Origin of the sequence: Mesorhizobium sp. M1365, from assembly GCF_040317865.1 — a bacterium.
Classification (GTDB): Bacteria; Pseudomonadota; Alphaproteobacteria; order Rhizobiales; family Rhizobiaceae; genus Mesorhizobium.
In genome coordinates this window covers 212594-238759 of record NZ_JAMYLG010000002.1, presented here as the reverse complement: position 1 = coordinate 238759, position 26166 = coordinate 212594, and the positions used below count along the sequence as shown (strand labels likewise).

Here is a 26166-nt window from a genome sequence, read left to right as displayed (position 1 = left end):
ACGGCAAATTAAAGGCATGGTTGTCCGTCAACCAGGCATCGTCAAGCACCCCATGCTCACACGGCCAGGAAAACCGAAAACTCTCTGTGCCGCCTCTGCCTGCTCAGGCGGAAGGCTGCTTGGTTTTCCTGAGATATGGCAGGATCGTCTCATAGGCGCCGAAGCGCTTGATGGCATCCTCATTCGAGACGGCAGCGGTGATGATGACGTCCTCGCCCTGCTTCCAGTTCGCCGGCGTCGCCACCTGGTGCTTGGCGGTCAGCTGCATGGAATCGATGGCGCGCAGGATTTCGTCGAAGTTGCGGCCCGTCGTCATCGGGTAGGTGAGAACCAGCTTGATCTTCTTGTCGGGCCCGATGACGTAAACCGAACGCACCGTGGCATTGTCGGCGGGCGTGCGGCCTTCCGAGCTCTCGCCGGCACCCGCCGGCAGCATCTCGTAAAGCTTGGCGACCTTGAGATCCTTGTCGCCGATCAGCGGGTAGTTCACCGAATGACCGGTCGCGGTCTTGATGTCGTTCTGCCACTTTTCATGGCTTTGGACGGGATCGACCGAGATGCCGATGATCTTGACGTTGCGCTTCCTGAACTCGCCTTCGAGCCCGGCCATTGTGCCGAGTTCGGTCGTGCAAACCGGCGTAAAGTTCTTCGGATGGCTGAACAATACCGCCCAGCCGTCGCCGATCCATTCATGGAAGCTGATCGGTCCTTGCGTGGTCTCAGCGGTGAAGTCCGGTGCGATATCGTTGATGCGAAGGCTCATGACGTGTCCCTTACCCTGTGCGTGCAGATCGCAGCCGGCGTTGCCCGGCGCTGCTTTTGCCTTTCTATCACTCCGGCGTCATCCTTCAAACGCCTGTTGCGCCGGCATCAAGGCCGGCGGCGAAATATTTTCATTGCTTCTCGGCAAATGCAGCAGGAATTTTCGCTGCGCTGGTTCAGGCCTTGTTCACTGCCAGCGTCGTCGCCAGGTCTTCCATGCGCTGGGCCAGTGCGCCGAGCGCCCCGGTCAGCACGGAATCGTTCTTGTCGGCCTTGGTCAGTGCGTCGTCGCGCGTCTTGCGCAGCGTCAGCACTTCGCTTTCCATGCCCTTGACCCGCTTCTGCAGTTCCGAAAGCTCGTCCATGACCATGATGCCGGCCATCACGGTCAGCCGCTGGTCGCCGATCTCGCCAAAAGAATCCTTCAGATGCGAGACATAGCGGTCGAAGCGCTCGGCAAGATCGATCAGATGCTCTTCCTGGCCCTCGTCGCAGGCCATCCGATACTGCTTGCCGTCGATGGAAACCGTGACTTGTGCCATTGGCCTACCTGTCCAGTACCGCGCGGATGGTTTCCATAGCTGTCACCAGCCTTCGCGACACTTCCTTGTTGGCATCTTCCAGCCGTTCGGCGCGGGCCTCGGAATTGTCGAGCTCCTGCGCCAGCCGCGAGCGGTCGGCGTTCATCCGCTGCACTTCGGCCTCGGCTTCCGAATAGTCCCGCTCATGCTCAAGCTTGGCCGCGACGGCGTTTTCCAGCCCTTCGATGGCCTTACCCAGCCTGGCAATGACTTCCTTGAGGGTCGTTTCCCCGGTCATGGCTTTCGTCCTGCGCCCTGCCCATCACCGAATCATCCACGTTCAGAACGCGTTATCCCTGAAACATTACGCGTCGTGTGAACCGCACGTCAATAAAGCTGTCGCGACTGTCCCCTGCTAACGCTAATGTAAGTCGCGCACGGCCATCACAAGACCGGCAAAAGCACACCGATTTGTTGACTAAAAGGCCGCGCCTGCTATGTGTCGCGCACCCTTTTCAAGGGCTTTCCCAAGGCCCAAACCCCCATTTTGGAGGAAGCATGACCTCGCGCGAACAACATGACCGGATGGCCAATGCGATCCGTTTTCTCGCCATGGACGCCGTCGAGAAGGCAAATTCCGGCCACCCCGGACTGCCCATGGGCTGCGCCGACATCGCCACGGTGCTGTTCACCCGCTTTCTCAAATACGATCCGAAAAACCCGCATTGGCCGGACCGCGACCGCTTTATCCTGTCGGCCGGCCACGGATCGATGCTGCTTTACTCGCTGCTCTATCTGACCGGCTACGAAGACATCACCATCGACCAGATCAAGCAGTTCCGCCAATTGGGGTCGAGGACGGCGGGCCACCCGGAATACGGCCATGCCGCGGGCATTGAGACGACGACCGGCCCACTCGGCCAGGGCCTTGCCAATTCGGTCGGCTTCGCGCTCGGCGAGCGCATCATGAATGCCGCTTTCGGCAAAGATCTCGTCGACCACTACACCTATGTGCTGGCCGGCGACGGCTGCCTGATGGAAGGCGTATCCCAGGAAGCCATCGCGCTTGCCGGGCATCTGAAACTGAACAAGCTGATCGTCTTCTGGGACAACAACAACATCTCGATCGATGGCCCGGTGTCGCTCGCCGATAACACCGATCAGGTCGCCCGCTTCCAGGCGTCCGGCTGGAATGCCAGCCATATCGACGGCCAGGACCCGGAAGCGATCGCCTATGCCATCGAAGCGGCCCGCCACTCCGACAAGCCGACGATGATCGCCTGCAAGACGACCATCGGCTTCGGCGCGCCGACCAAGGCCGGCACCAACAAGGCGCATGGCTCGCCGCTCGGCGCCGAGGAAATCGCTGGCGCCAGAAAATTCTTCGGCTGGGATTATCCGCCCTTCGAGGTTCCGGCCGATATCCTCGACGCATGGCGTACCGCCGGGCGGACAGGCGTCAAGGCGCGCACTGACTGGGAAAGCCGCCTTGCCAAGGCTGATGCCAAATTGCGCAGCGAGTTCGAACGCCGCATCAGTGGCACGCTGCCGGCCAACTTCGACGCCGTCATTGGCGATTACAAGAAGAAGCTCGCCGCCGACAAGCCGAAGGTCGCCACCCGTAAGTCATCGGAAATGGCGCTGGAGGTCATCAACGGCGCCGTGCCCGAAACCATCGGCGGCTCGGCCGATTTGACCGGCTCCAACAACACCAAGACCAGCCAGACCAAGAACATCACCGCCGACGATTACGGCCAGCGCTACGTTCATTACGGCGTTCGCGAGCACGGCATGGCGGCCGCGCTCAACGGGCTGACATTGCATGGCGGCATTATCGCCTATGGCGGCACTTTCATGTGCTTTTCCGACTATGCCCGTCCGGCGATGCGGCTTGCTTCGCTGATGGGCATCCGCTCGATCTTCGTCATGACCCATGATTCCATCGGCCTTGGCGAAGACGGCCCGACCCATCAGCCGGTCGAGCATCTGGCAGCACTTCGCGCCATTCCGAACCACAATGTCTTCCGCCCCGCCGATGCGGTGGAAACCGCGGAATGCTGGCAGTTGGCCATTGAGTCGGAAAAGACGCCTTCGACATTGGCGCTGACCCGGCAGAACCTGCCGACGGTACGCAACGACTTCGTTGCGGAAAACCTCTCCAGCCGCGGCGCCTATGAACTTGCCGCCGCCAGTGGCGAGGCGGCGGTGACGATCTTCGCGTCGGGCTCCGAGGTCGAGATCGCGCTGGCCGCCCGCGAGGCCTTGGAAAAGCACGGCCACGCGACCCGCGTCGTCTCGGTGCCGTGTTTCGAATTGTTCGACAAGCAGAGCGCCGACTATCGCAGCAGGACGATCGGCAATGCGCCGCTCAAGATTGCCATCGAAGCCGGCATCCGTCAGGGCTGGGATCACTTCATCGGCACCGACGGCATCTTTGTCGGCATGACCGGCTTCGGCGCCTCCGGCACCATCGAACAGCTCTACCCGCATTTCGGCATCACAGCCGAGGCAACGGTGAAGGCGGCGGAAGCCCGTCTGCATGGCAAATGAAAGTGAGCCCCGCCCGGCAAAGGCTGGCATAGCGGTTTTGCCGGGCGGTGGAACACTAATCGATTTAAATCCACGCCTCGGCGGCTGGATTCTTTGCCCGTCCGCCGTTATGAAGCTGCGGACTTGATCTTCGGCCTCCAACTCCCAGGGAGAGAACAATGACCGTCAGAGTTGCCATCAACGGATTCGGCCGCATCGGCCGCAACATCCTGCGCGCCATCCATGAATCCGGCCGCAAGGACATCGACGTCGTCGCCGTCAACGACCTCGGTCCTGTCGAGACCAACGCGCATCTCTTGCGCTACGACAGCGTGCATGGCCGCTTCCCGCATGAAGTGACGGTCTCCGGCGACCAGATCACCGTCGGCAAGGAAAAATTCAAGGTCACCGCGATCAAGGATCCGACGCAGCTGCCGTGGAAGGAACTCGGCATCGACATCGCGCTCGAATGCACCGGCATCTTCACCGCGCGCGACAAGGCCGCCGCGCACCTGACTGCCGGCGCCAAGCGCGTCGTCGTCTCGGCGCCGGCCGAGGGCGCCGACCTCACTGTCGTCTATGGCATCAACCACGACAAGCTGACCAAGGACCACATCGTCATCTCCAACGCGTCCTGCACCACCAACTGCCTGGCGCCGCTGGCGGCCGTGCTGCACGACGCCGTCGGCATCGAAAAGGGCATGATGACTACGATCCACTCCTACACCGGCGACCAGCCGACGCTGGACACCATGCACAAGGATCTCTACCGCGCCCGTGCCGCGGCCCTGTCGCAGATCCCGACCTCGACCGGTGCGGCCAAGGCGATCGGGCTGGTGCTGCCCGACCTCAAGGGCAAGCTCGACGGCATCTCGATCCGCGTGCCGACCCCCAACGTGTCGGTCGTCGACTTCAAATTCATCGCCAAGCGTTCGACCACCGTGCAGGAAATCAACGAGGCGGTGATCGCCGCTTCCAACGGCAAGCTGAAGGGCATTCTCGGCGTCACTCACCATCCGAATGTCTCGATCGACTTCAACCACGATCCGCGTTCCTCGGTCATGGCGCTCGACCAAACCAAGGTCATGGATGGCAACTTCGTTTCGGTCCTGTCCTGGTACGACAATGAATGGGGCTTCTCCAACCGCATGGGCGACACAGCGGTCGCCTTCGGCAAGACCATCGCCTGATCTTCCCCATCGCGACCTGAAACGCCCGGCTTCGTCCGGGCGTTTTTGTTGGAGCAGGACCGCCCCACGCTTTGGTCGGCGCGATTGCGCTCCGGGCGTCAAAACCTGCGAAAATCAGCGGCATAGACCAAAAAGCCACCCTCCCGCCTTGCACTGGTCACGTCTTCGCCTCACTCTCCCGCAATTCGAGAGGGACACGAATGTGAGGGGCAAATTCGGATGGAGCATGCGATCTATCTCGTAACGCTGGTCGGCACCGCGCTCGTCGTTGCCGCCGCGTTTTCGAGCCTGATCGCCTTCCGCTTCGGCGCCCCTCTCCTGCTGCTGTTTTTGTGCATCGGCCTCGCCACCGGAACCGACGGCCTCGGCATCGAGTTCGACAATGCGCGGCTGGCTTATTTTGCCGGCTCATTGGCGCTGGCCGTCATCCTGTTCGATTCCGGTTTCGGCACGCCGCTCAACGCCTTGCGGCAGGCGGCAGCACCGGCGCTGTCGCTGGCAACCTTCGGCGTGTTGCTGACCACCGGCCTGTTCGGTGCCGCCGCCCACTATTTTCTCGATCTCACCTGGCTGGAATCCTTCCTGCTGGGTGCTGCCGTCGCCTCGACCGACGCGGCAGCGGTCTTCTTCCTGCTGCGCGCCGGCGAGATCAATCTGCGCGAGCGTGTGCGCTCCACGCTCGAAGTGGAGTCCGGCACCAATGATCCGATCGCCATCTTCCTGACCATCACCCTGGTCGAGATCATCGCGGCTCACGCCAACCCTGAAGCCAAGATGCTGGTTACCGACCTTTTCCTCGGCTTCCTCATCAGTATGGGGCTTGGCGCCGTTGTCGGCGTGCTCGGCGGCCTCGCCATCGTGCGCCTCGTCGACCGGCTCAATCTCGATCACGGCCTGCTGCCGATCTTCGTGCTGACCTTGTCGCTGATGGTGTTCGCCGCCGCCGGCGCCATTGGCGGCTCCGGCTTCCTGGCGGTCTATCTCGCCGGCCTGGTTGCCGGCAATTCCGACATCCGCGCCGTCACCATCCTCAAGCGCTTTCAGGACGGCATGTCGTGGCTGGCGCAGATCATCATGTTCCTGATCCTCGGCCTGTTCGCCACGCCGTCACAATTTCCGGCGCTCCTGGTGCCGGCGGTGCTGCTCGGCCTGTTCCTGATCTTCGTCGCGCGGCCGATCGCCGTCTGGCTCTGCCTGATCCCGTTTCGCCTGCCGCGCCCCGAGATCGCCTTCATCTCCTGGGTCGGCCTGCGCGGCGCCGTGTCGATCCTGCTCGCCATCACCCCGATGCTCGGCGGCCTGGAGAACGGCCGCTTCATCTTCAACATCGCCTTCATCGTCGTGCTGGTCTCGCTGGTCGTGCAGGGATGGACCGTCGGCCCGCTGGCGCGCCGCCTCGGCCTGATCGTGCCGGCCCGCCTCGGGCCGCTGGACAAGGTCGAACTCGAACTGCCGGGTTCCGCCCATCACGAGCTGCTTGCCTACCGCGTGGCGCCCGGCAGCCCGGTGGCGCGCGGCGAGCGCATTCCGCGCTGGGCGCGGCCCTCGCTGGTGCTGCGCGACGGACGCTCGATGCGCTTCCAGGACATGGGCAGGCTGACCGCCGGCGACCATGTCTACATCTTCGTGCCGGACCGCTATCCGCGCCTGCTCGACAAGCTGTTCGCTAGCCGTGCCGTGGTCGATCCCGAGGACGCTGATTTCTTCGGCGCCTTCGCCGTCGATCCGTCACGCCCCGCCGAGGAACTGGAGACCGCCTACGCGCCGGGCCTGACCGAAGCGGAACGCAAGCTCAGCATTGGCGACCTGGTCACTACCCGGCTCGGCGGCCACGCCGAATACGCCGACCGCGTGCTGCTCGGTCCGATCGAGCTGATCGTCCGCGACGTCGACGACAAGGGCAGGATCACCGGCCTTGGCCTGTCCTTTGAGCCGACCGCGCCGGTGGCGCGCGTTCCGGTGTTTCTCAGCGCCGGCGAAATCCGCGACCGCATCGCCGCCTTCATCCGCAACCGGCGCAAGCCGGCCGAGGCGCGGGCGGTCGAGGCGGCGGCCGAGATGGAACCGGTTCCGCAGCCCGTGGTGGAAAAGACAACTGGCGAAGGCTGACCGCTGTCCACCCGAGCCGCGGAACCCTGCCGCGAGGCTGAAGAATGGCTCGGCAACTGGTGTGGCGGGTCCATGTGGTCCGACATCGCCGGAAATGATCCCGATCGGCCGGTTGCGAGGACGTTCGGCCGATCAGTCGCCAATTCTCCGGCGCGCCATAGGGGCGCGCTTAATTGTTGCGGGCCGCTACGAACTGCGCCGCTTGTTTCAGAAGCGCAGCTTGCTCGCCAAAAGGTTCGAGCAACGCATGAGCCTGGTCAACGAGGCCATGGAGCTGGCCCCGCGCCCAGTCCGGTCCGTGCAGCGCGACCAGCGTCGCCTTGCCGGCCGCGGCATCCTTGCCGGTCGCCTTGCCCATCTGATGCGCGTCGGCGGTCAGGTCGAGCAGATCGTCGGCAAGCTGAAAGGCAAGCCCGATCGCCGAGCCGAACTCGGCCAGCCTTTCGCGGTCGCCCGACGGCGCGCCGGCAAGGATAGCGCCCGCTTCGCAGGCAAAGCGGATCAGCGCACCGGTTTTCATCGCCTGAAGCCGGATGATGCCGGCCTCGTCCGGCCGGCTTTGTTCGGCTTCGAGATCGAGCATCTGGCCGCCGACCATGCTTCCCGCCCCGGCGGCGCGGGCCAGTGCCAGCACCAGCGTTGCCCTGCGCTCGGCCGGCAGCATTGTCGCCTCGTCGGCAAGGATGTCGAAGGCAAGTGTCAGCAAGGCGTCGCCCGCAAGAATGGCGGTCGCCTCATCGAAAGCCCTGTGCACGGTCGGCTGGCCGCGGCGCAAATCGTCGTCGTCCATGGCCGGCAGATCGTCATGGATGAGCGAATAGCAGTGCACGCATTCGAGCGCCGCCGCGACGCGCAGCGCCGCCTCGCCGTCGGCTGAAAACAGTGCAGCACTTTCCATGACCAGGAAGGGACGCAGTCGTTTGCCGCCGTTCAGCACGCCATGTCGCATTGCCGCCATCAGGCGTTCGGGCCGCGCGACCTCGCCCGAAAGCGTCCGTCCGTCGAGCAACCGCCTCAGCAGCGCCTCGAGCGGAACTGCCCGGGCAATAAGTGCAGCTTCGAACGCCATTTGGTCGTCTTTCGTCATGGTCGGGAGCGGTAGCCGACACTCAGACATTGCGCAAGAAGCCAAGCGCCATTATGCCGGGGGCAGGGAGTAGCGCGGACTGGGTGGCTTGGCGGAACCGATCGTCGATCACGAAACCGAAGGGTTGGACATGGCGAGACCGAGACGCGGCAGCCGCATCGGTCTTCAACGCTGGGTCCGGCGCGGCATTGCCGTCGCCGTCGTGCTGGCGTTGGTGCCGGTGGTGCTGACCTTCCTGTATCTGCCGTCATTCGTGCATCCGGTGTCGACATTGATGCTGAAGGACCTGGCGACGTTTTCCGGCTACGATCGGCGCTGGGTTTCCATCGACGATGTCGCGCCGGTGCTGGCATATTCGATAATCATGTCGGAGGACGGGCAGTTCTGTTTCCATCGCGGCGTCGATCTGGGCGAGTTGCGCGGCGTCGTCGACGATGCGCTCGCCGGCGAGATGACACGTGGCGCCTCGACCATCACCATGCAGACGGTAAAGAATCTTTATCTATGGTCGCGGCCGTTGGGCTCGGTCCGTAAGGTCGTCGAACTGCCGCTGGCCGTCTATTTCGATGCGGTGCTGTCGAAACGGCGGATCATGGAGATCTACCTCAACATCGCCGAATGGGGACCGGGCATCTACGGCATCGAGGCCGCCGCCCAGCATCATTTCGGCGTCTCGGCTAAACAGCTGTCGCGCCGGCAGGCAGCGCTGCTTGCCGTCACCTTGCCGAATCCGATCGTGCGCAATCCGGCGAAGCCCGGGCCGGGACTGAGGCGGCTTGCCGCGTTGATCGAACGGCGCGCCGGCCGCGCCGGCGCCTATGTCGGTTGCCTGCGATAGTGTCAAAAAAAAACACGGCGACGCTGGCCAAAACGCCGTCGGGCGTGTATAGGCACCCGACTTTCTCAGATTCCGGCCCCTGATGTGGCCCTTTCACGAGGGCCGCCGGGGCGTTTTGACCATGTAGTGGAGCATATCCATGGCCGTTCCGAAACGAAAAACCTCTCCGTCGAAGCGCGGCATGCGCCGTTCTGCCGACGCACTGAAGGCCCCGACCTATGTCGAGGACAAGAACTCCGGCGAGATGCGCCGTCCGCACCATATCGACCTGAAGACCGGCATGTATCGCGGTCGCCAGGTTCTGGAGCCGAAGGAAAGCTGATAGAGCTTTCGACGGTTTATTGGGTTGCGAAGCGACCGGCCATTGGCCGGTCTTTTTGCGTTTGCGACAACTGATCGTATCAGCCGGGCCTGACATTGTTGTTTCACGCCGTCTTTGTCCGTGTTTATCGGCCGCACGAAAATTCTTGACGGCGAACGCCGGGCGCACTCTACAAAGATCAGTCCAACCGGAGCCGCCACATGTTCGGTGCCATCCCGCTGCTGATCGTGCCTTTCATCCTCTACAATCTTGGGCTTCTGGGAATATTCGGCAGCGGCGACGATCCGTGGGCCACCGAAATGTTTTCGGTCCGGATGATGTCGGGTGGCGTGTTCTCGATGACCCTCGGCGACCTCATCGTGCTGATCGCACTGATCTTCTTGTTCGTCGAAGTGGTGAAGTCGACGCGCACGACAAGTGCCTCGATCATGGACCATCTTTTGTCGACCTTCGTCTTTGTGGCCTATCTGGTCGAGTTCCTGCTGGTGAAGGGCGCCGCCCATTCCGTCTTCTTCACACTGATGGTCATAGCGCTGATCGACGTGCTGGCCGGCTTTTCGGTGTCGATGCGGTCGGCCACCCGCGACATCAATATGAATTAAGGATCCCGGCTCAGCCCGGGTCAGCGGTGAAGCCAGCCGCCTCGAGCCGGCGATGGCTGCCGTTTCATCATTGTCGAACGTGTCGCCGGAAATACCGATGGCGCCGATGATCGTGCCGGCGTTGTCGCGGATCAGCACGCCGCGCGCGCGCCCGACACGTCGGAGATGTCGGCGATCAGATGCGGGCGCTCCTTGGCGAAAGCTTCCACCCGGCGCGGGCCCATGCCGATAGCGAGCGCGCCATAGGCCTTGCCGGCCGACATTTGCGGACGCAGGAACGAGGCGCCGTCCTGACGCTGGAACGCGACCAGATGGGCGCCGGCGTCGAGCACCGAGACGCCAAGCGCCTGAGCTTGAGCTAGGCACCCTTGGCAAAGGCGGCGGCGTTGATTTCAAGGGCTTTGTCGAGCGTCAGTGCGGTCATGGCCGTCTCCTGAACGCGCCAGTTATCAGCCGTCAGAACAGACTCCGAGTGAACTGTTTCGCGTGCGGAAGGAAGCATGGATTCTGGGAGCGCCGGCCTATTTCTTCTTGGCGCGAGGCTTCTTCACCGGGGCCGGAGGCGCATTGGCCAGGTCTTCCGCTTCCTTGGCGAGGCGCAGCGCCCGCAGCTTGTTGGTCTTGGCTTGGCGAGCGTCGCTCTCGGCGACATATTCCGCCATCGCCTTCTGGCGAACCGTGGCTGCCTCTTCCTGTTTCTTGAAACGCAAATCGGCCCGCGCACGGGCAGTGTCCTTAGAGTTCTCGACCAAGAGCGTTATCCAATCCGTAAATTATCTTCAGTCCCTTGATAGCAGAGCCAGCCCGCAATTGGGAAAATAAGTTGGTCATGGCGCCGGATCGCAGCCAACTCGCTCCGCCTTGCGGGCGACTACCGCATCGTATCCGGCCTGCAAAGTCGCGCGGACGGTGGGTCCAGATGGGGCGGGAGACGCACCCAGATGCTCGTGGCGCAACTCGTTCATGAACTTATCCCACATCGGCGGGCCGCCTTTTTCCAGAAGCTCGGCACGGATAGAGAGATCTTCGCTGACCGGCAGCCAGACGCGGCCCCAGGCGCCGAGATGCGCCAGGATCGGCACCAGCGTAATCGCCATTTCGGTCAGGCTGTAGATCGCCTTTTGCTTGTGGGAGGGATCGTCCGCCTTGGTCAGCATGCCGAGCTCCATCAGCCGCTTCAGCCGGTCGGCGAGGATGTTGGAGGCGATGCCCTCCATCGAGCCGTTGAGCAGTTCGCGAAAGTGGCGTCTGCCGCCGAAGATGATGTCGCGAAGGATGATCAGGCTCCACCGGTCACCGAACACTTCGAGCGACAGGTTGATGGGGCATCCGGACCGACGATCGATGTTCATGCGAATCTCCAAAAACCGGTTGCATTATCGTATCGGTTTTAATATCGTGCAACTGATTGCAAAATGCAATCGGATTGGAAGCCCAAGGAGGAAAGCCATGAAAAACGCCGAACACCCCGAAATCGCATCCCAGACGTTCGGCGATCCGGCCCATCCGGCGGTGTTGTTGATCATGGGCGCGATGGCTTCCATGCTTTGGTGGCCCGAAGCGTTTTGCCGGAAGCTGGCCGGCGAGGGTCGCTTCGTGATCCGCTATGACAATCGCGATACCGGCCGTTCGACCAAATACGCGCCGGGCGAGCCGCCTTATACATTCGACGACATGGTGGACGATGCCGTCCGCGTCCTTGACGACCAGGGAATCCGAAAGGCGCACGTGGTCGGCATGTCGATGGGCGGCATGATCGCGCAGCTCGTTGCGTTGAAATACCCGTCGCGTGTCACTTCGCTGACGGTGATCAGCAGCTCGCCCTTGGGCATCGATACGTCGCATTTGCCCGGAACCACCGAGGCCTATAGGAAACATTCGGCCGAAGGCGCGAAGGTCGACTGGTCTGACCGTGGCCAAGCGGTCGATTTCATGGTCAAAAACGCGCGTGCGCTCGCCGGCACCGCGCATCCGTTCGATGAGGCGCGGACGAGAGCGTTCGTGGAACAGGACTACGACCGGTCCGGCGGCTTTCTCAGCGCGACCAATCACTTCATGCTCAAGGGCGGCGAAGATCGGAGCGGCGAGGACTGGACGGGGCGGCTGCACGAGATGAAGATTCCGCTCCTCGTTGTCCACGGCACCGACGATCCGATCTTTCCAGCCGAGCATGGCGCCGCTCTTGCCGACGCGGTCGCCGGTGCAAGACTGGTCCGGATCGAGGGCGGCGGCCACGAGCTGCATCCCGACGATTGGGCCGCGATCATCGATGCGATCGTCGCCCACAGCCGGGCCACGTAGCAGCGGGCCGAACCTTGACACCGGATGCCCGCGAGACGAAGCACCAAAGATAGGAGCAAAAATGTCCCTGACGATGCATCTTCATCCGCTGGCCTCCTTCTGCTGGAAACCGCTGATCGCGCTCTATGAGAACGGCACGCCATTCACATCGGTCGTTGTCGATCTCGGCAATGAACAGTCGCGCGCGGCGTTTCTGAAATTGTGGCCGCTCGGCAAGATGCCGGTGCTGCGCGATGAAGCGCTGGACCGGACCGTGCCGGAATCGACGATCGTCATCGAATATCTCAACGCGTATTATCCTGGGCCGGTCGAACTGATCCCCGCCGATCTCGATCTCGCTCGCCAGACCCGGCTTGCCGACCGCTTCTATGACTTCTATGTCCAGGAACCGATGCAGAAGATCGTTGGTGACCGGCTGCGGCCGGAGGGCAAGACCGATCCGTTCGGCGTCGAGCAGGCCCGCGCCCAGCTGCGCAGCTCCTACGCCATCATTGAACAGGACATGCAGTCGACGACATGGGCGGTGGGTGCGAGCTTCACCATGGCCGACTGCGCTGCCGCCCCCGCGCTGTTCTACGCCAACAAGGTCGAGCCGTTCGGAGACGAATATCCTGCGGTCAGGCGCTATCACGACCGGTTGCTGCAACGCCCCTCGGTTGCCCGTGTGATCGAGGAAGCGCAGCCGTATTTCAAGCTCTTCCCCTACAACAATGGCTAGAGTGGTTCATCATCCTCGCAAACGCACTACTCAGGGACAATCGGACCTGGACACCATCTCTCCCTTGACCAACACGGATACTCTAGGCCCGATGCTGCATAGTTGCTCGACGCGCTGACGATGCCTCTCAGCTTCCGGGTGAACCGAGCTGCTCCGCATCCCAGAACTGGTCAAGCCAGATGTTGAGCTTCAGGAAGCCGGCATTGCTGACCGTATAGACGCGCCTGGTGCCTTCCGGCTTGGCGTTGACCAACCCCGCATCAAGCAGCACCTTCAGGTGCTGCGAAACGGCCGGGCGGGACACCGGCAAGCCGGATGCCAATTCGTTGACGGTCTTCGGTCCGCGCCGGAGCTCTTCCAAGAGATGGCGCCGGTTGGGATCGGCAATCGCCATGAAGGCGTCGGAAAGCATCATGCCTTATTTGTGGGGCAAAGCGCCTCGAATCTCAACTGTCGGCTTCAGCTTTTCTGCGCGGGTCGAGCCGCAACGCTTCCGGCGTCACCGAGCGATCGGCGGGCTGGGTCTTGAAGGCATCGCGGCCTTCGATCGGCACCGGCGCGCGACGGCTGATGCGCAGCAGCGTATAGCCAGCCAGGCTGAGATGCGCGAGCGCAGTGGCCAGGAACAGCCCCTCAGGGCGCATCCAGCCCATCAGGCCGGCGGCCACCAGCGGACCGATCATCGTGCCGAAGCCATAAAGCAGCAGCAGGCCGCCCGACACTTTGACGAAGTCCTCCGATCGCGCATGGTCATTGGCATGCGCCACCGCGATCGAATAGAGCGTGTAGGCGAAGGCGCCGTAGGCGGCGGTGCAGACGATGACGAAGACGCCGGAGCGCGGTTCGAACAGGAAGATGGCGATGGCAAACAGCGCAGCGCCGCAGGCCGCGCCCGCCAGCACGAAACGACGGTCCGTCGTGTCGGAGAGCCGCCCGGCCGGAAGCTGCATGGCAGCGCCGGCGATGACCACGAGGCTCATCATCAGCGCGATCTCGGCTGTCGAGATGCCGATGCGCGCTCCATAGACGGCACCAAGTGTACCCCAGGCGCCGTTGGCGATGCCGATCAGCACGCAAGCGATCGCCGACACCGGCGAATTGACGTAGAGCCCCTTGACGTCAAGCGACACGTCCTGCAGCGGCTTGGGGTGAGACGCCGTCGAGACCGCTGTCGGGATCAGCGACAGGCAGAACAGAATGCCGGTGATCATGAACAGCGACGCCGATCTCACATCGCCGCCGGCAACGATCATCTGACCGCCCATGATCGAGGCATAGGTGACCATCATGTAGAGGCCGAAGACGGTGCCGCGGTTTTCGTTGGTGGCCTTCTCGTTGAGCCAGCTTTCGATGACCATGAAGGCGCCGGCCATGGTGAAGCCGGTGAAGGCGCGCAGCAGGATCCAGGTATATTCGTCGATGATCAGGCCGGTGAGCAGTGCGACGATCGCTCCCGATGCGGCAAAGGCGCCGAAAGCCCTGACATGACCGGCGCGGCGCACGATGCGTGGCGCAAAGAAGCAGCCGGTGACGAAGCCGCCGGCCCAAGCCGTGCCCATCAGGCCGAGCGATGCCGTCGAGAAGCCCTCCACCTGGCCGCGCAGCGGCAACAGCAGACCGTGCAGTCCAGATGCCGCCAACAGGAACGCGGTGCCGCGCAGCAGCGAGAGGATCGGTCTGTAGCTTGCGAACATTTTTCAATCCGGCTGGGGTTTTGGGCACAAGTCTGGAGACAGCGGCATTCGGGCTTTTCGGCGGCGTGCCCGAGCTTTTGGAATTACCCGCAGTAACTACCCGCGGCGAAACAGCGCCTCTGCCGCCGACTTAGTCGAGCCCTTGGTCTTGAGCTCGGCTTCCAGCCGGGCGATCTCGTCGCGCAGGATGCCGATCCGTTCGGACAATTCATCGACGGAAAGCAGCGACAGATCCTGCCCGATCTCGTGCGGGCGCGCTTTCTTCTTGGGTTCGTCGTCGAAGATCGCCATCGTCGCTCCTCCGTGATTGCCCATTTGCCTGATTTGCCAATGAGCATACATAGGGCAAGGGTATGGATGCAAATGGCGGGCAAGAGCTGGCACGAGAAACCGGCGGAGCACGACGGGAAAATTCATGGCGAACGCACAGAAAATTCCGGCGAAGATGATGGCGATCGCCATATCGGAACCGGGCGGGCCGCGGGTGCTGAAACCGGAAACCCGCGACGTACCGGTTCCCGGTCCCGGCGAGATCCTGATCCGGGTGCGGGCCGCCGGCGTCAACCGGCCGGACGTGCAACAGCGCAAGGGCGCCTATCCGCCACCGCCGGGAGCGTCGGATCTGCCGGGGCTGGAAGCAGCAGGCGAAGTCGCTGCCCTTGGTGACGAGATATCGCGCTGGCGCGTCGGCGACCGGGTCTGTGCGCTGACGGCGGGCGGCGGCTATGCCGAATATGTCAGAGTGCACGCCGGCAGCGTGCTGCCGCTGCCCGCCGGCTTTACCTACACCGAAGCGGCGGCGCTGCCGGAAAACTACTTCACTGTTTGGCACAATGTCTTCGAGCGCGGCGGCCTGAAGAGCGGCGAGACACTGCTCGTGCATGGCGGCTCGTCGGGTATCGGCACCACGGCGATCCAGCTTGCTGCTGCTTTCGGCGCCTATGTCGTCACCACCGCCGGCAGCAAGGAGAAATGCGACGCCTGCCTCAAGCTCGGCGCCGACCGGGCGATCAACTACCGCGAGGAGGACTTCGTCGCCGCAGTCAAGGAGGCAACCGGCGGCAAGGGTGCCAATGTCATCCTCGACATGGTCGGCGGCGACTATGTGGCGCGAAACTATGAGGCTGCAGCCATGGAAGGCCGCATCGTCCAGATCGCGACGCAGGGCGGGGCAGTGGCGAGCGCCGATTTCTTCAAGATCATGGCCAAGCGGCTCGTGCACACAGGATCGCTGCTCAGGCCACGCACCGTGGAGTTCAAGGCGGCAGTTGCGGCTGCGCTCGAGGCGCAGGTTTGGCCGCTGCTCGGCACGCGCAAGGTTGCGCCGGTGATGGATACGATCTTCCCGCTCAAGGAAGCGTGGCGGGCGCATGAGCGGATGGAGGAGGGTGAGCACATCGGCAAGATTGTGCTCGATGTCGCCTGACGGCCCGCAAACAGGCTGAACGAAAGCTTAATGGTGCAATGCAACAAACGCATTGCGGCCATGCAAAAGCGTCTGTTCAATTTTTCATCGCCGATGCCTATTTACGCGGCATCAAAACGATGGAGGACTATCATGAACCCGATCCGCGCTTTCCGTAACTGGCGCATGTACAACGAAACCGTGCGCGAACTGAACCGGCTGAATGCTCGTCAGCTCAACGACCTCGGCATCAACCGCGGCGACATCGAGAGAATCGCCCGCAAAGGGCTTTGATCTCGAGCACGATCCCGCTCGAAGACCGGGCGCCGCTTTTCGGCAACGCCGAGCCGCGGTTCGGGATCAAGCTTTAGAAGCCAGAGCCGCAGCAGACGGATTTCCGTCGCCGGTTCCGAGCCCGCCCGACCTTGGTCTGGCGGGCTTTGTCTTTTTGAAGGTTTCGACTGCATGGCGTCATCTGCCGACCCTTCGCGGTCTGCTGGTCGCGCTGCCGTGCCGTCCTTGACGCGCGCCTGCCAAAAACATTGCGAAACGGCGAGCGAGCGGTTATATAGACCGCGATTTTCCCATTTTGGTGGCTCTAAACCACCGCCCGCGCGGGAACGCGGGCGAACGAGAAGGATTTTTGTAATGGCCAATACGCTGCTGATGCCAAAGGCGACCGCCGTCTGGCTGGTTGACAACACAGCGCTTTCCTTCGAGCAGATCGCGCAGTTCTGCGGACTGCATCCGCTTGAGGTCAAGGCGATCGCCGACGGCGAGTCGGCGCAAGGCATCAAGGGCATGGACCCGATCATGACCGGCCAGCTCACTCGCGACGAGATCGCGCGCGCCGAGAAGGACGCCAACCACCGGCTGAAGCTCTCCGATCCCAAGGTGCGGGTGCCGGAATCCAAACGCAAGGGTCCGCGCTACACACCGCTGTCGAAGCGCCAGGACCGGCCCAACGCCATCCTCTGGCTGGTGCGCAACCATCCCGAGCTCAAGGATGCGCAGATTGCCCGCCTTGTCGGCACAACGAAGTCGACGATCGACCAGATCCGCGACAGAAAGCACTGGAACTCCGCCAATCTCCAGCCGATGGATCCGGTGACGCTCGGCCTGACGTCGCAGATCGACCTCGATATGGAAATCAACCGCGCCTCGCGCGGCCGCGAGCAGGCGCAGCCGGTCGGCGATACGCTGCTGCCGGCCGCCTTGACCGAACGGCTGGTGCCGGCGCCCGAAAAGCCGAAGGACGAGGACCGCGAACTTGACGCCAACGCCGTCTTCGCCAAGCTTTCGGCGCTGAAGTCGAAGGACAAGGACGCCGACGAAGAGGAATAGGTCTGGCATCCAAAACTAAAAGCCCGCTTTCAAGCGGGCTTTTTTTGTGATCTTCCGTGTCAGCTTCGCGCCGCCCGGTCCGGCGCCATGCCGTAATCCTCGCTGCGCTCCACCGCGCGATAGAAATCAGCGAGCTGCTTGCCGCGCTCCGGCTTGAAGGTGCGGCCGGCGATGACCACCGAGGCGATGCGGTCGATGCGGAAGGCGCGGAAATCGCCGCGCATCTCACACCAGGCGACCAAGGTCCACACCTTGCCCCAGAACCACAGGCCGAGCGGGCGGATGTCGCGCGCGGTGCTGCGGCCGGCCTCATCCGAATAGTCGATGGTCAGCACCTGACGTTTCTCGATGGACCGCTCGATCAGGTCGATGGCTTCGCGGGCGGCATCGCTTACCACCCACATCGGCGTGTGGATCTCGGTACGGGCGATGCGGTCCTTTTCGGCGTCGGGCAACACGGCGCCTATCTTGACCAGCGCCTCGTCGGCGGCTCGCGCCATGGCCGCGCCGCCAAAGGCGCGCACCATGCGGGCGCCGGCGACCAGCGCGACGATCTCGTCACGCGTGAACATCAGCGGCGGAAGATCGAAACCCTCCCTCATCATGTAGCCGACACCGGCCTCGCCGTCGATCGGCACGCCGGTCGACTGCAGGTCTGCGATGTCGCGATAGATCGTCCGCTCGGAAACCTCGAGCCACGTGCCCAGCTTCTGGGCGGTGACCAGACGACCACCACGCAGATGCTGCACGATCTGGAAGAGCCTGTCGGCGCGGCGCATCGTATGGTCCCTCGGCGTCTATCGTTCCAGCCCTTCGCGCTTGCGCTGCGCGGCGACGAAGGCCGCGCCGAAGGACAGTTTACTCGTTGTCGGCGGGTTTGCGCCGACCACCCGCCAGAACGGCGCAACGTCGCCCAGCGCCATACCACCCTCAAGATCCTCGTTGGCGGCCTCGGCGACGGTGCGCAGATGATAGCCGATGGTGACCGGACATGTCATCTCGGCACCGTGCTCGATGGCGAGAGCGGTGCGCAAAGCGCGGACATTCATGTCCATGCCTTCGGGGATGGAGCGGATGAATGCATGGACCTGGCGAGCTGTAGGAACCAGCATCGGCTGGCCTTCGATGACGTCGCCGATGGTGCGTGGCGACGGTGTTATGCCGTTGATGCCAGGCGTGTTCAGCCTGTCGTTCCAGCTTTTCATCGATCGTCCTCTCGGCCATCCGGCTCCGGCGGCCATCGCACTATGGCACGAGCCTCCTGACACCATACTGTCAGGAGGCTTCAGCATGCCCATTTCAGCTCGTCGCCAGGTCGCATCCAAACGCCACGCAGAAAGCTTGCCTCAATTGCCGCCATTGCGGCGGTCGCCATACATGTCCGGCCAACCAATATCCTTGCGGATGTCCGCAGGCAGGGTGTTCATGAATCGCTGGGTGCGGATCTCATTGCGGATCGTCCGGATCTTGCCGACATAGTGCTGCACGCTACGCAGAATGGTAATACCGTTCATGGCTGGTCTCCTCTCTTTCGATGCAGGCACTATCGCACACCCCTGCTGACAGCAGTCTGTCAGGAGGGTGCGGCTCTCATGACCGGCGTTCCGATTTATCCATCGAAGTGACAAGGCAGTGCTGAAAAGAGGCTTGCCGCAGTGGAAGCCGGCGATCCCGGAGCCGCTTTGACAGCCAGCCGCGATGCTGATCAAAGGCTGCATGTCGAAACTTCTCGCGCTCGTCATCATCTTCATGATGGTCATCCAGCTCATCAAGCCGCTCGGCTGGCCCGGGCTGAAGCGGCGCAGCGATTTCTGGAAGCTGGCGCTGCTGGCGATGGCGGCGATTTCGATTACGGCGGTGCTCGGGCACTGGACGTAATGCATGTCGCGCAAAAGTGTGCAGCGGTTTTGCGACAACGACATGCATAAAAACAAGAACCTGAAGCGCGTCGGATGAGGCCAATCGAATGCGACGCGCTTTAGTGCGGGCGGCCCGCTACGCGACGCCCGGTTCGTTGGCGAGCACCAGGCTGACCAGATGTTCCGCCCAGGCTCGGTAGCCGGCTTCCGAAGCGTGAAATCCATCCGATGCGAAGCCGGCATCGGCATCCGTGATCGGCAGCCGGGGCGCCGGTATGGCGCCGCGTTCGAGGCAAAGGCGCTCGCCCATCCGGTTCACCTCGACGGCGCGGATTTCGAGGATCTTGCCGAGCAATGGCGGCATTGCCGGAGCCCGGGTGAACTCCAGCACCGGCGACCACACCACGCGCGCTTCCGGCCATTTGGCGCGCAGCGCGTAGAGCAGGCCGCCAAACTCGCGCTTGAAGCGCGGTACCGAATGAAAATTCTTGGTGTCGTTGGTACCGACGGCCAGCACGATATGCGTCCACGGATCGGCCGATAGATTGGGCAGCACATGATCGCGGATCTGGCCAGAGGTTGCCGAGTTGAAGCCGGCCGCCCGCCAGCGCACGGTGCGGCCGGTGCGTTGCGCAATCAGAACTGCCAGTTGCGCGGCCAATCCGTTTTCGGAATTGCCGATGCCGACCGAGGCGGCGGAGGAATCGCCAAGCACCAGAACCGAGATTGCTGGCGCCAGGCCAGATATCTCGTGCATGACCGGACCTTGTGCCGGCAGCATGCGGGCGGTGCGGCGACGCACGCCAAGTCCTTGCCAGACATAAACCGGAAAGGCGAGCCAGGTGAGAAGGGTCGGAAAGCGCCGCATGGCAAGTCCCTTTTAGGGCATAGCGAACAGCACTTAGCGCATGTCGGGCCGAAGGCGAAAGACCTTGGGTGACCGCCCGTCGTCAATGGCAGCAGCTGTCCTGCATCTCGGGCGTATCCGCATATTCGTCGTGCAGCCGCACCCAGTCCACCAGGCTATGGTGGGGACCGGTTTCGTTGCGACCCTTCGGCGTCAGGTCGAGATAGTGATAGGCGCCGATCAGCGGATCGCCGCCTCTGGAGCGCGAGATAAAAGTCAGGAAGATGTCGCCTTTCTCGTCGCGATAGAACACGCTGGTGCCGGGAAGATCCTTCGATTGCCGCGCGCGCCGCTCGAAATTGTAGGTCGTGTCGCCGGCCGCGATCTGCTTGTCGGTGAATGACACCTGCATGTCGAAGTTGAAGTCCGAAGCGTACGACGACACCCAGTCGAATTTCCAGCCCATGCGCTGCTTGTAGGGCAGAAGCTCGGCCAGCGGCGCCCGCGCAACCACCACGAGCGAGACGTCGTGGTGCCTGAGATGCTGGTTGGCACCGTCGATGTGGTCGGCAAGGAACGAGCAGCCCTCGCAACGATAGTCGGCACCGGGGCCGAACATGAAATGGTAGATGATCAGCTGGCTGTTGCCGCCAAACAGGTCAGGCAGTTTCTTTGGCCCCTGCTCGGTCTCGAAGACGTAGTCCTTGCGGATCTTCAGCCACGGCAGTTCGCGGCGTTCGGCGGCGACGCGGTCGCGAAAGCGCGTCAATTCCTTTTCGCGCGCCAGATGCGCCTTGTGCGCCTGAAACCATTTTTCCTGCGATACGGTCTTGTTGTTTGGCATAGGTCTGCTCCTCTTTTCACGGAGGACGATCGGCAGCGAGGAATGCCGACACAGAGCTGCATTTTTAGTTGCAGGAAATCGCAGACCTTGCTGCTTTCAAACAAACCCGGGCACATGGCCCGGGTCGGAGGGAACGCAACCTGAATTCCGTCAGGCGGCTTGCTCCAGCGTCGGCTGCCATTGTCCAAGCGCTGCCAGATGGTTCATGTGGGCGCGATGGGCGAAGGCGGCCTGTGCGGCGGCGACGTTCGCCGGCTTGCCGCTCCAGGCCTTCTGCGGAGCGGCCTGCAAGGCGCGGCCGTAGGAGAAGGTCAGCTTCCACGGATGCGGGCCGATAGCGTTGATGGCATTGAGGTTGGCGGTCGCCTGCTCGTCCGTTTGTCCGCCTGACAGGAAGGCGATGCCTCCGATCGCGGCCGGCACCGTCTCGCGGAACAGTTTTATGGTCTTTTCGGCGACTTCCTCGGGGCTGCTGACCTTGCCCGATTTCTTGCCGGCAAGGACCATGTTCGGTTTCAGGATGGTGCCTTCGAGCACGACGCGGGCCGCATAGAGCTCGGTGTACAACTTTGTCAGTGTCGCCTTGCTGATCTCGTAGCAGGTGTCGATGTCGTGGGCGCCGTCCATCAGCACCTCCGGCTCGACGATCGGCACGATGCCGGCCTCCTGGCAAAGCGCGGCGTAACGGGCGAGCGCATGGGCGTTCGAGCCGATCGACGTGGCGGAAGGCACGCCCTTGGCAACATCGATGTCGATCACCGCGCGCCATTTGGCAAAGCGGGCGCCGAGCTTGTAATAGTCGGCAAGGCGTTCGCGCAGGCCGTCGAGGCCCTCGGTGATGGTGTCGCCGGGAAAGCCGGCCAGCGGCTTGGCGCCGGCGTCGACCTTGATGCCGGGGATAGCGCCTGATGCCTTGATGATGTCGACCAGCGGTGTGCCGTCGGCGGCCTTCTGGTGAATGGTCTCGTCGTAGAGGATGACGCCGGAAATGTACTTGGTCATTGCATCGCTGGCGCGGAACATCATCTCGCGATAGTCGCGGCGACTGTCGGCGGTCGACTCGACACCGATGACGTCGAAGCGCTTCTTGATGGTGCCGGAGCTCTCGTCGGCAGCCAGCAGGCCTTTGCCATTGGCCACCATCGCGGCAGCAATGTCCTCGAGACGTTCGCTCATCGTGCTTCTCCTGAAAGAATTGATCCGTGCCCAGCAGACCACCAGAGCAACGCAGGTTCAAGTCGAACAATTTCACCGGGTAGGCGCGAATCGATTGAAAGTCGCGGGCGCCCTCTTTCGCGCTGTTATTGCTGCCGCGCTCAGCGCTTCAAGATGTCGACGCCGGGCAAGGGCTTGCCTTCCATCCACTCCAGGAAAGCGCCGCCAGCCGTCGAGACATAGGTGAAGTCGTCGGCTACGCCGGCATGGTTGAGCGCCGCCACCGTATCGCCGCCGCCGGCGACCGAGATCAGTCTGCCGGCCCTGGTGCGCGCTGCCGCGTGCCTGGCCGTCGCCACCGTTGCGTGGTCGAATGGCTCGATCTCGAAGGCGCCGAGCGGCCCGTTCCAGACCAGCGTCGCGGCGCGGTCGATCCATTCGGCAATGGTTTTCACGGTCTTTGCGCCGACGTCGAGGATCATGCCGTCGGCCGGCACGTCTGCTATGGCGACGGTCTCGCTGGCGGCGCCGGCCTTGAACTCCCTGGCGACAACGCCGTCGGCGGGCAGGATGATGGCGCAGCCGGCCTCGGCCGCCTCGATCATGATCTGCTTGGCGGTGGTCGCGAGATCACGCTCGCACAAGGATTTCCCGACGTCGGTGCCGCGTGCCGCGAGAAACGTGTTGGCCATGCCGCCGCCGATGACCAGCGCGTCGACCTTCTTCACCAGGTTCATCAACAGGTCGATCTTGGTCGAGACCTTGGCCCCGCCGACGATGGCGACAACCGGACGGACGGGATTGCCAAGACCCTTTTCCAACGCGTCGAGCTCGGCCTGCATGGTGCGGCCGGCGAAGGAAGGCTGCACATGCGCCAACCCTTCCGTCGACGAGTGGGCGCGGTGCGCAGCAGAGAAGGCGTCGTTGACGAAAATGTCGCCGTTGGCGGCGAGCTTTTCGGTGAAGGCCGGATCGTTCTGCTCCTCGCCCTTATGGAAGCGGGTGTTCTCGAGCAGCAGCACGTCGCCATTATTCATGGCAGCAATGGCATTTCCCGCCTTGTCGCCGATGCAGTCGGCGGCAAAGCCAACCGGGCGGCCGAGCACTTCCGCCGTCGCCTTGGCGATCGGCTCGAGCGAGAATTCCGCCGCCGGTCCATCCTTCGGCCGGCCGAAATGGGCAAGCAGGATGACCTTGGCGCCCTTGCCGGAGAGCTCGGCAATGGTCGGCGCAATGCGCTCGATGCGGGTGGCGTCGGTGACCTTGCCCTCGGCGACGGGAACGTTGAGGTCGACACGCACCAGCACACGCTTGCCGCTGATATTGCCGATGTCGTCCAGTGTCTTGAAGCCGGCCATGCTGATCCCTTTCGCGAAAAATCGCGGGGACCTTACCCCGCATCGACGACGATGCAAGACCTGCCTAACGGTTCACCGAAAATATGATTCACGTATCGAGGACGAAGTGCCCACGGGGAGCGAGATGGGCAGCAATGGCGCAAAACGCACCGACATATGGCTTTACCGGTTGCGCACCACGATGCAGGCGCCGCCGACGCTTTGCAGCTTGTCGCAGATCGTGTCGGCCTTGGCTCTGCTATCGGCGCCGATCCGCACGGCATAGATGCCGCGCCTGCCGATCGGTGTGCGGACCCGGCTGACCACCGGATCGTGGCCGGCAAGCAGTGCCGGGAACCGGCTTTTCACTCTCAGCCACTGGTTGAGCGCCGCGGCGCGGCGAAAATTGCCGGCCACCTGCACGCCCCACGGCTTGATGTTGATCGACGACATCGGCACGGTTCTGGACATGATCACCGGCAGCTCGCGGCAAGCGGCAGCGAAACTCGCCTTCTTGTCGAGCGGCCGGATGACGCCGGCGTAGGCGGTATTGGTGAAGTTGTCGGCCGGCTCGCCCATGACGTCCAGAACGTAGCTTTCGGTCTCCATCGGCAAGAAGCCGCCGGAATTCAGCCAGCGCGTCACCCGGCTCTCGCCGGCATTGTAGGCGGCGGCGGCGAGGCCGAGATTGCCGAAACCGGATTTCATTTCGGCGAGGTATTTTGCCGAGGCCGGGATCGCCTGTTCGATGTCGAAGGAATTGGCGAGCCCGCGCATCCTGGCGGTGCCCGGCATGAATTGGGCGATACCCTCGGCGCCGACGGGGCTGACCGCATTGGGATCGAAACGGCTTTCCTTCCAGATCAGCCGGGCAAAGAAATCCCGGGGCAGGCCATTCTGGTCGGCATGCGTCTCGATAAGATCGCAAACTCGATCAATCAGCTTCTGCTTGGCGGGCCGCGGCGGATCGGCCTGGACGGCTGTCGCCCAGCCCAGCCCGCAAATGACAACCAGCGTCGCCCCAAGCAAACGCCGCATCGAACTACTCCGCCGCGGCTTTGCCGTGTTGCCCAAACCGCCGTTCGATGTAGTCGGAAACCATTTTTTCGAAATCCGCGGCGATCGACGGGCCGCGCAGGGTCGCCGCCTTCTTGCCGTCGACGAACACCGGGGCGGTCGGTGTCTCACCGGTGCCGGGCAGCGAAATGCCGATATCGGCATGTTTGGATTCGCCCGGACCGTTGACGATGCAACCCATCACCGCGACCTTGAGGTTCTCGACGCCGGGATATTGTTCGCGCCACACAGGCATGTTCTTGCGCAGGTCGGCCTGGATGTTCTGGGCAAGCTCCTGGAACACGGTCGAGGTTGTGCGGCCGCAGCCCGGGCAGGCGGCGACGATCGGCACGAACTGCCGGAAGCCCATGGTCTGCAACAGTTCCTGCGACACCTGCACCTCGCGCGTGCGGTCGCCGTTCGGCTCCGGCGTCAGCGAAATGCGGATGGTGTCGCCAATGCCTTGCTGGAGCAGGATGCCCATGGCAGCGGACGAGGCGACGATGCCTTTCGAGCCCATGCCGGCCTCTGTCAGGCCGAGGTGCAGCGCATGGTCGGATCGGGTGGCAAGCTCGGTGTAGACGGCGATCAGATCCTGCACGCCGCTGACCTTGGCCGACAGGATGATTTTCTCGCGCGCAAGGCCGATCTCTTCGGCCATTCCGGCCGACAGGATCGCCGATTGCACGATTGCCTCGCGCGTCACTTCCTGCGCCGTCAGCGGAAAGCCCTGGGCCTGGTTGTCGTCCATCAGCCGGGTCAGCAGCTCCTGGTCAAGCGAACCCCAATTGACGCCGATGCGCACCGGTTTGTCGTATTTGATCGCCATCTCGACGATCGCCGCGAACTGCCGGTCTTTCTTGTCCTTGAAGCCGACATTGCCGGGATTGATACGGTATTTGGCCAGTGCCTCGGCACAGGCCGGGTGGTCGGCCAGGAGCTTGTGGCCGATATAGTGGAAATCGCCGACCAGCGGCACGTCGATGCCGAGCCGTTCCAGCCGCTCGCGGATAGCCGGTAGGGCCGCAGCGCTTTCGTCGCGATCGACGGTTATGCGCACGATCTCGGAGCCGGCACGATGCAGCGCCGCCACTTGCGCGACCGTCTGGTCGACATCGGCCGTATCGGTGTTGGTCATTGACTGTACGACGACCGGCGCACCGCCGCCGACCATCACGCCGCCGACATCGACACCGACCGACCTGCGGCGTGGGAAGGGTGAGGAAAAATATCCGGTCATGCCGGCTGCCTTTAATCTTGAAGGTCCGGGCATGAGGTGGAGGAGCAAAGATGGCTTGTCAATGGCGACTGGCGCGCAGGCCCAGCAAATCGGAAATGACAAGACGGCAGCTTGCCGCAAATCCACGAACGTTTCCGGTAGCATAGCGATGCCACCGGAAAGATCGCGCGCCGGGCGGCGCTTCTAGTCCTGGAAGGGCTTCAGTGCGTCGTCGGTTTCGCCTTCAGTTTTTCAATCTCGTCCTTGAGCGCCAGCTTGCGCCGCTTGAGATTCACGATTTCGAGGTCGTCTACCGATGGATGGGTCATCGCATCATCGATTTCGCGTTCGATGTCGCCGTGTTTCCGCTGCAGCTCATCAAGATGGGATGCAAGAGACATGATTGGTTCTCCCTTTCATGGTTTCC

Annotated in this window: 31 protein-coding genes and 1 pseudogene; 12 read left to right on the top strand and 20 right to left on the bottom strand. The window is 62.9% G+C overall.

Going from position 1 to position 26166, the window contains the following annotated elements; genetic code table 11:
• Window positions 1-103: 103 nt before the first annotated feature.
• The 3 genes from NKH04_RS03300 to NKH04_RS03290 all read right to left on the bottom strand — a co-directional run bounded on the left by NKH04_RS03300 (window position 104) and on the right by NKH04_RS03290 (window position 1581).
• Window positions 104-763 (bottom strand): peroxiredoxin, encoded by a 660-nt coding sequence (locus NKH04_RS03300; protein WP_023678511.1) that lies wholly within the window; start codon window positions 761-763, stop codon window positions 104-106.
• 175 nt (window positions 764-938) lie between these two features.
• Window positions 939-1304, bottom strand: a complete 366-nt coding sequence (locus NKH04_RS03295) for a cell division protein ZapA (protein ID WP_254816554.1) — start codon at window positions 1302-1304, stop codon at window positions 939-941.
• A gap of 4 nt (window positions 1305-1308) precedes the next feature.
• Window positions 1309-1581, bottom strand: a complete 273-nt coding sequence (locus NKH04_RS03290; RefSeq protein WP_006200774.1) for a DUF4164 domain-containing protein — start codon at window positions 1579-1581, stop codon at window positions 1309-1311.
• A gap of 260 nt (window positions 1582-1841) precedes the next feature.
• On the opposite strand from NKH04_RS03290, the gene tkt reads away from it, so the two are divergent.
• The 3 genes from tkt to NKH04_RS03275 all read left to right on the top strand — a co-directional run bounded on the left by tkt (window position 1842) and on the right by NKH04_RS03275 (window position 7111).
• Window positions 1842-3833: a transketolase gene (gene tkt / locus NKH04_RS03285; RefSeq protein WP_352613495.1), complete on the top strand. Its 1992-nt coding sequence runs from the start codon at window positions 1842-1844 to the stop codon at window positions 3831-3833.
• Between the two features lie 158 nt (window positions 3834-3991).
• Entirely contained in the window at window positions 3992-5002 is a 1011-nt protein-coding gene (gap, locus tag NKH04_RS03280) for a type I glyceraldehyde-3-phosphate dehydrogenase (RefSeq protein WP_352831391.1), read from the top strand.
• Between the two features lie 219 nt (window positions 5003-5221).
• Entirely contained in the window at window positions 5222-7111 is a 1890-nt protein-coding gene (locus NKH04_RS03275) for a potassium/proton antiporter (protein WP_352831389.1), read from the top strand.
• Window positions 7112-7280: 169 nt separating this feature from the next.
• On the opposite strand, the gene NKH04_RS03270 is transcribed toward NKH04_RS03275, so the two are convergent.
• Window positions 7281-8198: a polyprenyl synthetase family protein gene (locus tag NKH04_RS03270; protein WP_352457948.1), complete on the bottom strand. Its 918-nt coding sequence runs from the start codon at window positions 8196-8198 to the stop codon at window positions 7281-7283.
• A gap of 79 nt (window positions 8199-8277) precedes the next feature.
• Between NKH04_RS03270 and NKH04_RS03265 the strand changes: the two genes are divergently transcribed.
• From NKH04_RS03265 to NKH04_RS03255, 3 genes are all read left to right on the top strand, one after another.
• Entirely contained in the window at window positions 8278-9036 is a 759-nt protein-coding gene (locus tag NKH04_RS03265) for a biosynthetic peptidoglycan transglycosylase (RefSeq protein WP_352817821.1), read from the top strand.
• A 139-nt stretch (window positions 9037-9175) separates the two neighbouring features.
• Window positions 9176-9358, top strand: a complete 183-nt coding sequence (gene rpmF / locus NKH04_RS03260; protein WP_006203806.1) for a 50S ribosomal protein L32 — start codon at window positions 9176-9178, stop codon at window positions 9356-9358.
• Between the two features lie 200 nt (window positions 9359-9558).
• A complete protein-coding gene (locus NKH04_RS03255; RefSeq protein ID WP_352500775.1) occupies window positions 9559-9960 on the top strand; it encodes a hypothetical protein in 402 nt (133 codons plus the stop codon).
• A 10-nt stretch (window positions 9961-9970) separates the two neighbouring features.
• Here the strand turns inward: NKH04_RS03255 and NKH04_RS03250 are convergent.
• The 3 genes and pseudogenes from NKH04_RS03250 to NKH04_RS03240 all read right to left on the bottom strand — a co-directional run bounded on the left by NKH04_RS03250 (window position 9971) and on the right by NKH04_RS03240 (window position 11312).
• Window positions 9971-10384: pseudogene (locus NKH04_RS03250) on the bottom strand (GlcG/HbpS family heme-binding protein).
• Between the two features lie 97 nt (window positions 10385-10481).
• On the bottom strand, window positions 10482-10712 hold the full coding sequence (locus NKH04_RS03245) for a hypothetical protein (protein ID WP_023678501.1): 231 nt from the start codon (window positions 10710-10712) through the stop codon (window positions 10482-10484).
• 75 nt (window positions 10713-10787) lie between these two features.
• On the bottom strand, window positions 10788-11312 hold the full coding sequence (locus NKH04_RS03240) for a winged helix-turn-helix transcriptional regulator (RefSeq protein ID WP_353044017.1): 525 nt from the start codon (window positions 11310-11312) through the stop codon (window positions 10788-10790).
• Between the two features lie 97 nt (window positions 11313-11409).
• On the opposite strand from NKH04_RS03240, the gene NKH04_RS03235 reads away from it, so the two are divergent.
• Complete coding sequence (locus tag NKH04_RS03235) at window positions 11410-12261, top strand: alpha/beta fold hydrolase (RefSeq protein WP_352613489.1); 852 nt, start codon at window positions 11410-11412, stop codon at window positions 12259-12261.
• A 61-nt stretch (window positions 12262-12322) separates the two neighbouring features.
• On the top strand, window positions 12323-12979 hold the full coding sequence (locus NKH04_RS03230; protein ID WP_352613487.1) for a glutathione S-transferase family protein: 657 nt from the start codon (window positions 12323-12325) through the stop codon (window positions 12977-12979).
• 127 nt (window positions 12980-13106) lie between these two features.
• Here NKH04_RS03230 and NKH04_RS03225 read toward each other — a convergent pair whose 3' ends face one another.
• The 3 genes from NKH04_RS03225 to NKH04_RS03215 all read right to left on the bottom strand — a co-directional run bounded on the left by NKH04_RS03225 (window position 13107) and on the right by NKH04_RS03215 (window position 14964).
• Window positions 13107-13394 carry an ArsR/SmtB family transcription factor gene (locus NKH04_RS03225; RefSeq protein ID WP_023678497.1) on the bottom strand — a complete coding sequence of 96 codons (288 nt, stop codon included), beginning with the start codon at window positions 13392-13394 and terminating at the stop codon, window positions 13107-13109.
• Window positions 13395-13425: 31 nt separating this feature from the next.
• Window positions 13426-14673 (bottom strand): MFS transporter, encoded by a 1248-nt coding sequence (locus NKH04_RS03220; protein ID WP_352683429.1) that lies wholly within the window; start codon window positions 14671-14673, stop codon window positions 13426-13428.
• Window positions 14674-14769: 96 nt separating this feature from the next.
• A complete protein-coding gene (locus NKH04_RS03215; RefSeq protein WP_023678495.1) occupies window positions 14770-14964 on the bottom strand; it encodes a DUF1192 domain-containing protein in 195 nt (64 codons plus the stop codon).
• A 124-nt stretch (window positions 14965-15088) separates the two neighbouring features.
• On the opposite strand from NKH04_RS03215, the gene NKH04_RS03210 reads away from it, so the two are divergent.
• From NKH04_RS03210 to NKH04_RS03200, 3 genes are all read left to right on the top strand, one after another.
• Window positions 15089-16099 (top strand): NAD(P)H-quinone oxidoreductase, encoded by a 1011-nt coding sequence (locus tag NKH04_RS03210; RefSeq protein ID WP_352454845.1) that lies wholly within the window; start codon window positions 15089-15091, stop codon window positions 16097-16099.
• A 132-nt stretch (window positions 16100-16231) separates the two neighbouring features.
• Window positions 16232-16372 carry a DUF1127 domain-containing protein gene (locus NKH04_RS03205; RefSeq protein ID WP_023678493.1) on the top strand — a complete coding sequence of 47 codons (141 nt, stop codon included), beginning with the start codon at window positions 16232-16234 and terminating at the stop codon, window positions 16370-16372.
• Window positions 16373-16726: 354 nt separating this feature from the next.
• Window positions 16727-17422 (top strand): DUF1013 domain-containing protein, encoded by a 696-nt coding sequence (locus NKH04_RS03200; RefSeq protein ID WP_023678492.1) that lies wholly within the window; start codon window positions 16727-16729, stop codon window positions 17420-17422.
• Window positions 17423-17481: 59 nt separating this feature from the next.
• Here NKH04_RS03200 and NKH04_RS03195 read toward each other — a convergent pair whose 3' ends face one another.
• The 3 genes from NKH04_RS03195 to NKH04_RS03185 all read right to left on the bottom strand — a co-directional run bounded on the left by NKH04_RS03195 (window position 17482) and on the right by NKH04_RS03185 (window position 18936).
• On the bottom strand, window positions 17482-18201 hold the full coding sequence (locus NKH04_RS03195) for a helix-turn-helix transcriptional regulator (protein WP_023678491.1): 720 nt from the start codon (window positions 18199-18201) through the stop codon (window positions 17482-17484).
• A gap of 18 nt (window positions 18202-18219) precedes the next feature.
• Window positions 18220-18627 carry a hypothetical protein gene (locus NKH04_RS03190; RefSeq protein ID WP_352831387.1) on the bottom strand — a complete coding sequence of 136 codons (408 nt, stop codon included), beginning with the start codon at window positions 18625-18627 and terminating at the stop codon, window positions 18220-18222.
• Window positions 18628-18768: 141 nt separating this feature from the next.
• Complete coding sequence (locus NKH04_RS03185) at window positions 18769-18936, bottom strand: hypothetical protein (protein ID WP_023678489.1); 168 nt, start codon at window positions 18934-18936, stop codon at window positions 18769-18771.
• Between the two features lie 202 nt (window positions 18937-19138).
• Between NKH04_RS03185 and NKH04_RS03180 the strand changes: the two genes are divergently transcribed.
• Window positions 19139-19300 carry a hypothetical protein gene (locus NKH04_RS03180; RefSeq protein WP_352540257.1) on the top strand — a complete coding sequence of 54 codons (162 nt, stop codon included), beginning with the start codon at window positions 19139-19141 and terminating at the stop codon, window positions 19298-19300.
• A 117-nt stretch (window positions 19301-19417) separates the two neighbouring features.
• Here the strand turns inward: NKH04_RS03180 and NKH04_RS03175 are convergent, their stop codons facing one another.
• The 7 genes from NKH04_RS03175 to NKH04_RS03145 form a co-directional block, all read right to left on the bottom strand.
• Window positions 19418-20149 carry an SGNH/GDSL hydrolase family protein gene (locus tag NKH04_RS03175; protein ID WP_352767667.1) on the bottom strand — a complete coding sequence of 244 codons (732 nt, stop codon included), beginning with the start codon at window positions 20147-20149 and terminating at the stop codon, window positions 19418-19420.
• An 82-nt stretch (window positions 20150-20231) separates the two neighbouring features.
• On the bottom strand, window positions 20232-20972 hold the full coding sequence (locus NKH04_RS03170) for a DUF899 domain-containing protein (RefSeq protein ID WP_352831385.1): 741 nt from the start codon (window positions 20970-20972) through the stop codon (window positions 20232-20234).
• Between the two features lie 150 nt (window positions 20973-21122).
• The gene (locus NKH04_RS03165) at window positions 21123-22148 is read right to left on the bottom strand and encodes a class I fructose-bisphosphate aldolase (protein WP_352831383.1); all 1026 of its coding nucleotides are present in this window, start codon (window positions 22146-22148) and stop codon (window positions 21123-21125) included.
• 140 nt (window positions 22149-22288) lie between these two features.
• A complete protein-coding gene (locus NKH04_RS03160; protein ID WP_352540261.1) occupies window positions 22289-23485 on the bottom strand; it encodes a phosphoglycerate kinase in 1197 nt (398 codons plus the stop codon).
• Between the two features lie 162 nt (window positions 23486-23647).
• Window positions 23648-24502 carry a transglycosylase SLT domain-containing protein gene (locus tag NKH04_RS03155; RefSeq protein ID WP_352831381.1) on the bottom strand — a complete coding sequence of 285 codons (855 nt, stop codon included), beginning with the start codon at window positions 24500-24502 and terminating at the stop codon, window positions 23648-23650.
• A 4-nt stretch (window positions 24503-24506) separates the two neighbouring features.
• Window positions 24507-25760 carry a flavodoxin-dependent (E)-4-hydroxy-3-methylbut-2-enyl-diphosphate synthase gene (gene ispG, locus NKH04_RS03150; protein ID WP_352831380.1) on the bottom strand — a complete coding sequence of 418 codons (1254 nt, stop codon included), beginning with the start codon at window positions 25758-25760 and terminating at the stop codon, window positions 24507-24509.
• A gap of 200 nt (window positions 25761-25960) precedes the next feature.
• Window positions 25961-26140 carry a YdcH family protein gene (locus NKH04_RS03145; protein ID WP_023678481.1) on the bottom strand — a complete coding sequence of 60 codons (180 nt, stop codon included), beginning with the start codon at window positions 26138-26140 and terminating at the stop codon, window positions 25961-25963.
• Between the last annotated feature and the right edge of the window lie 26 nt (window positions 26141-26166).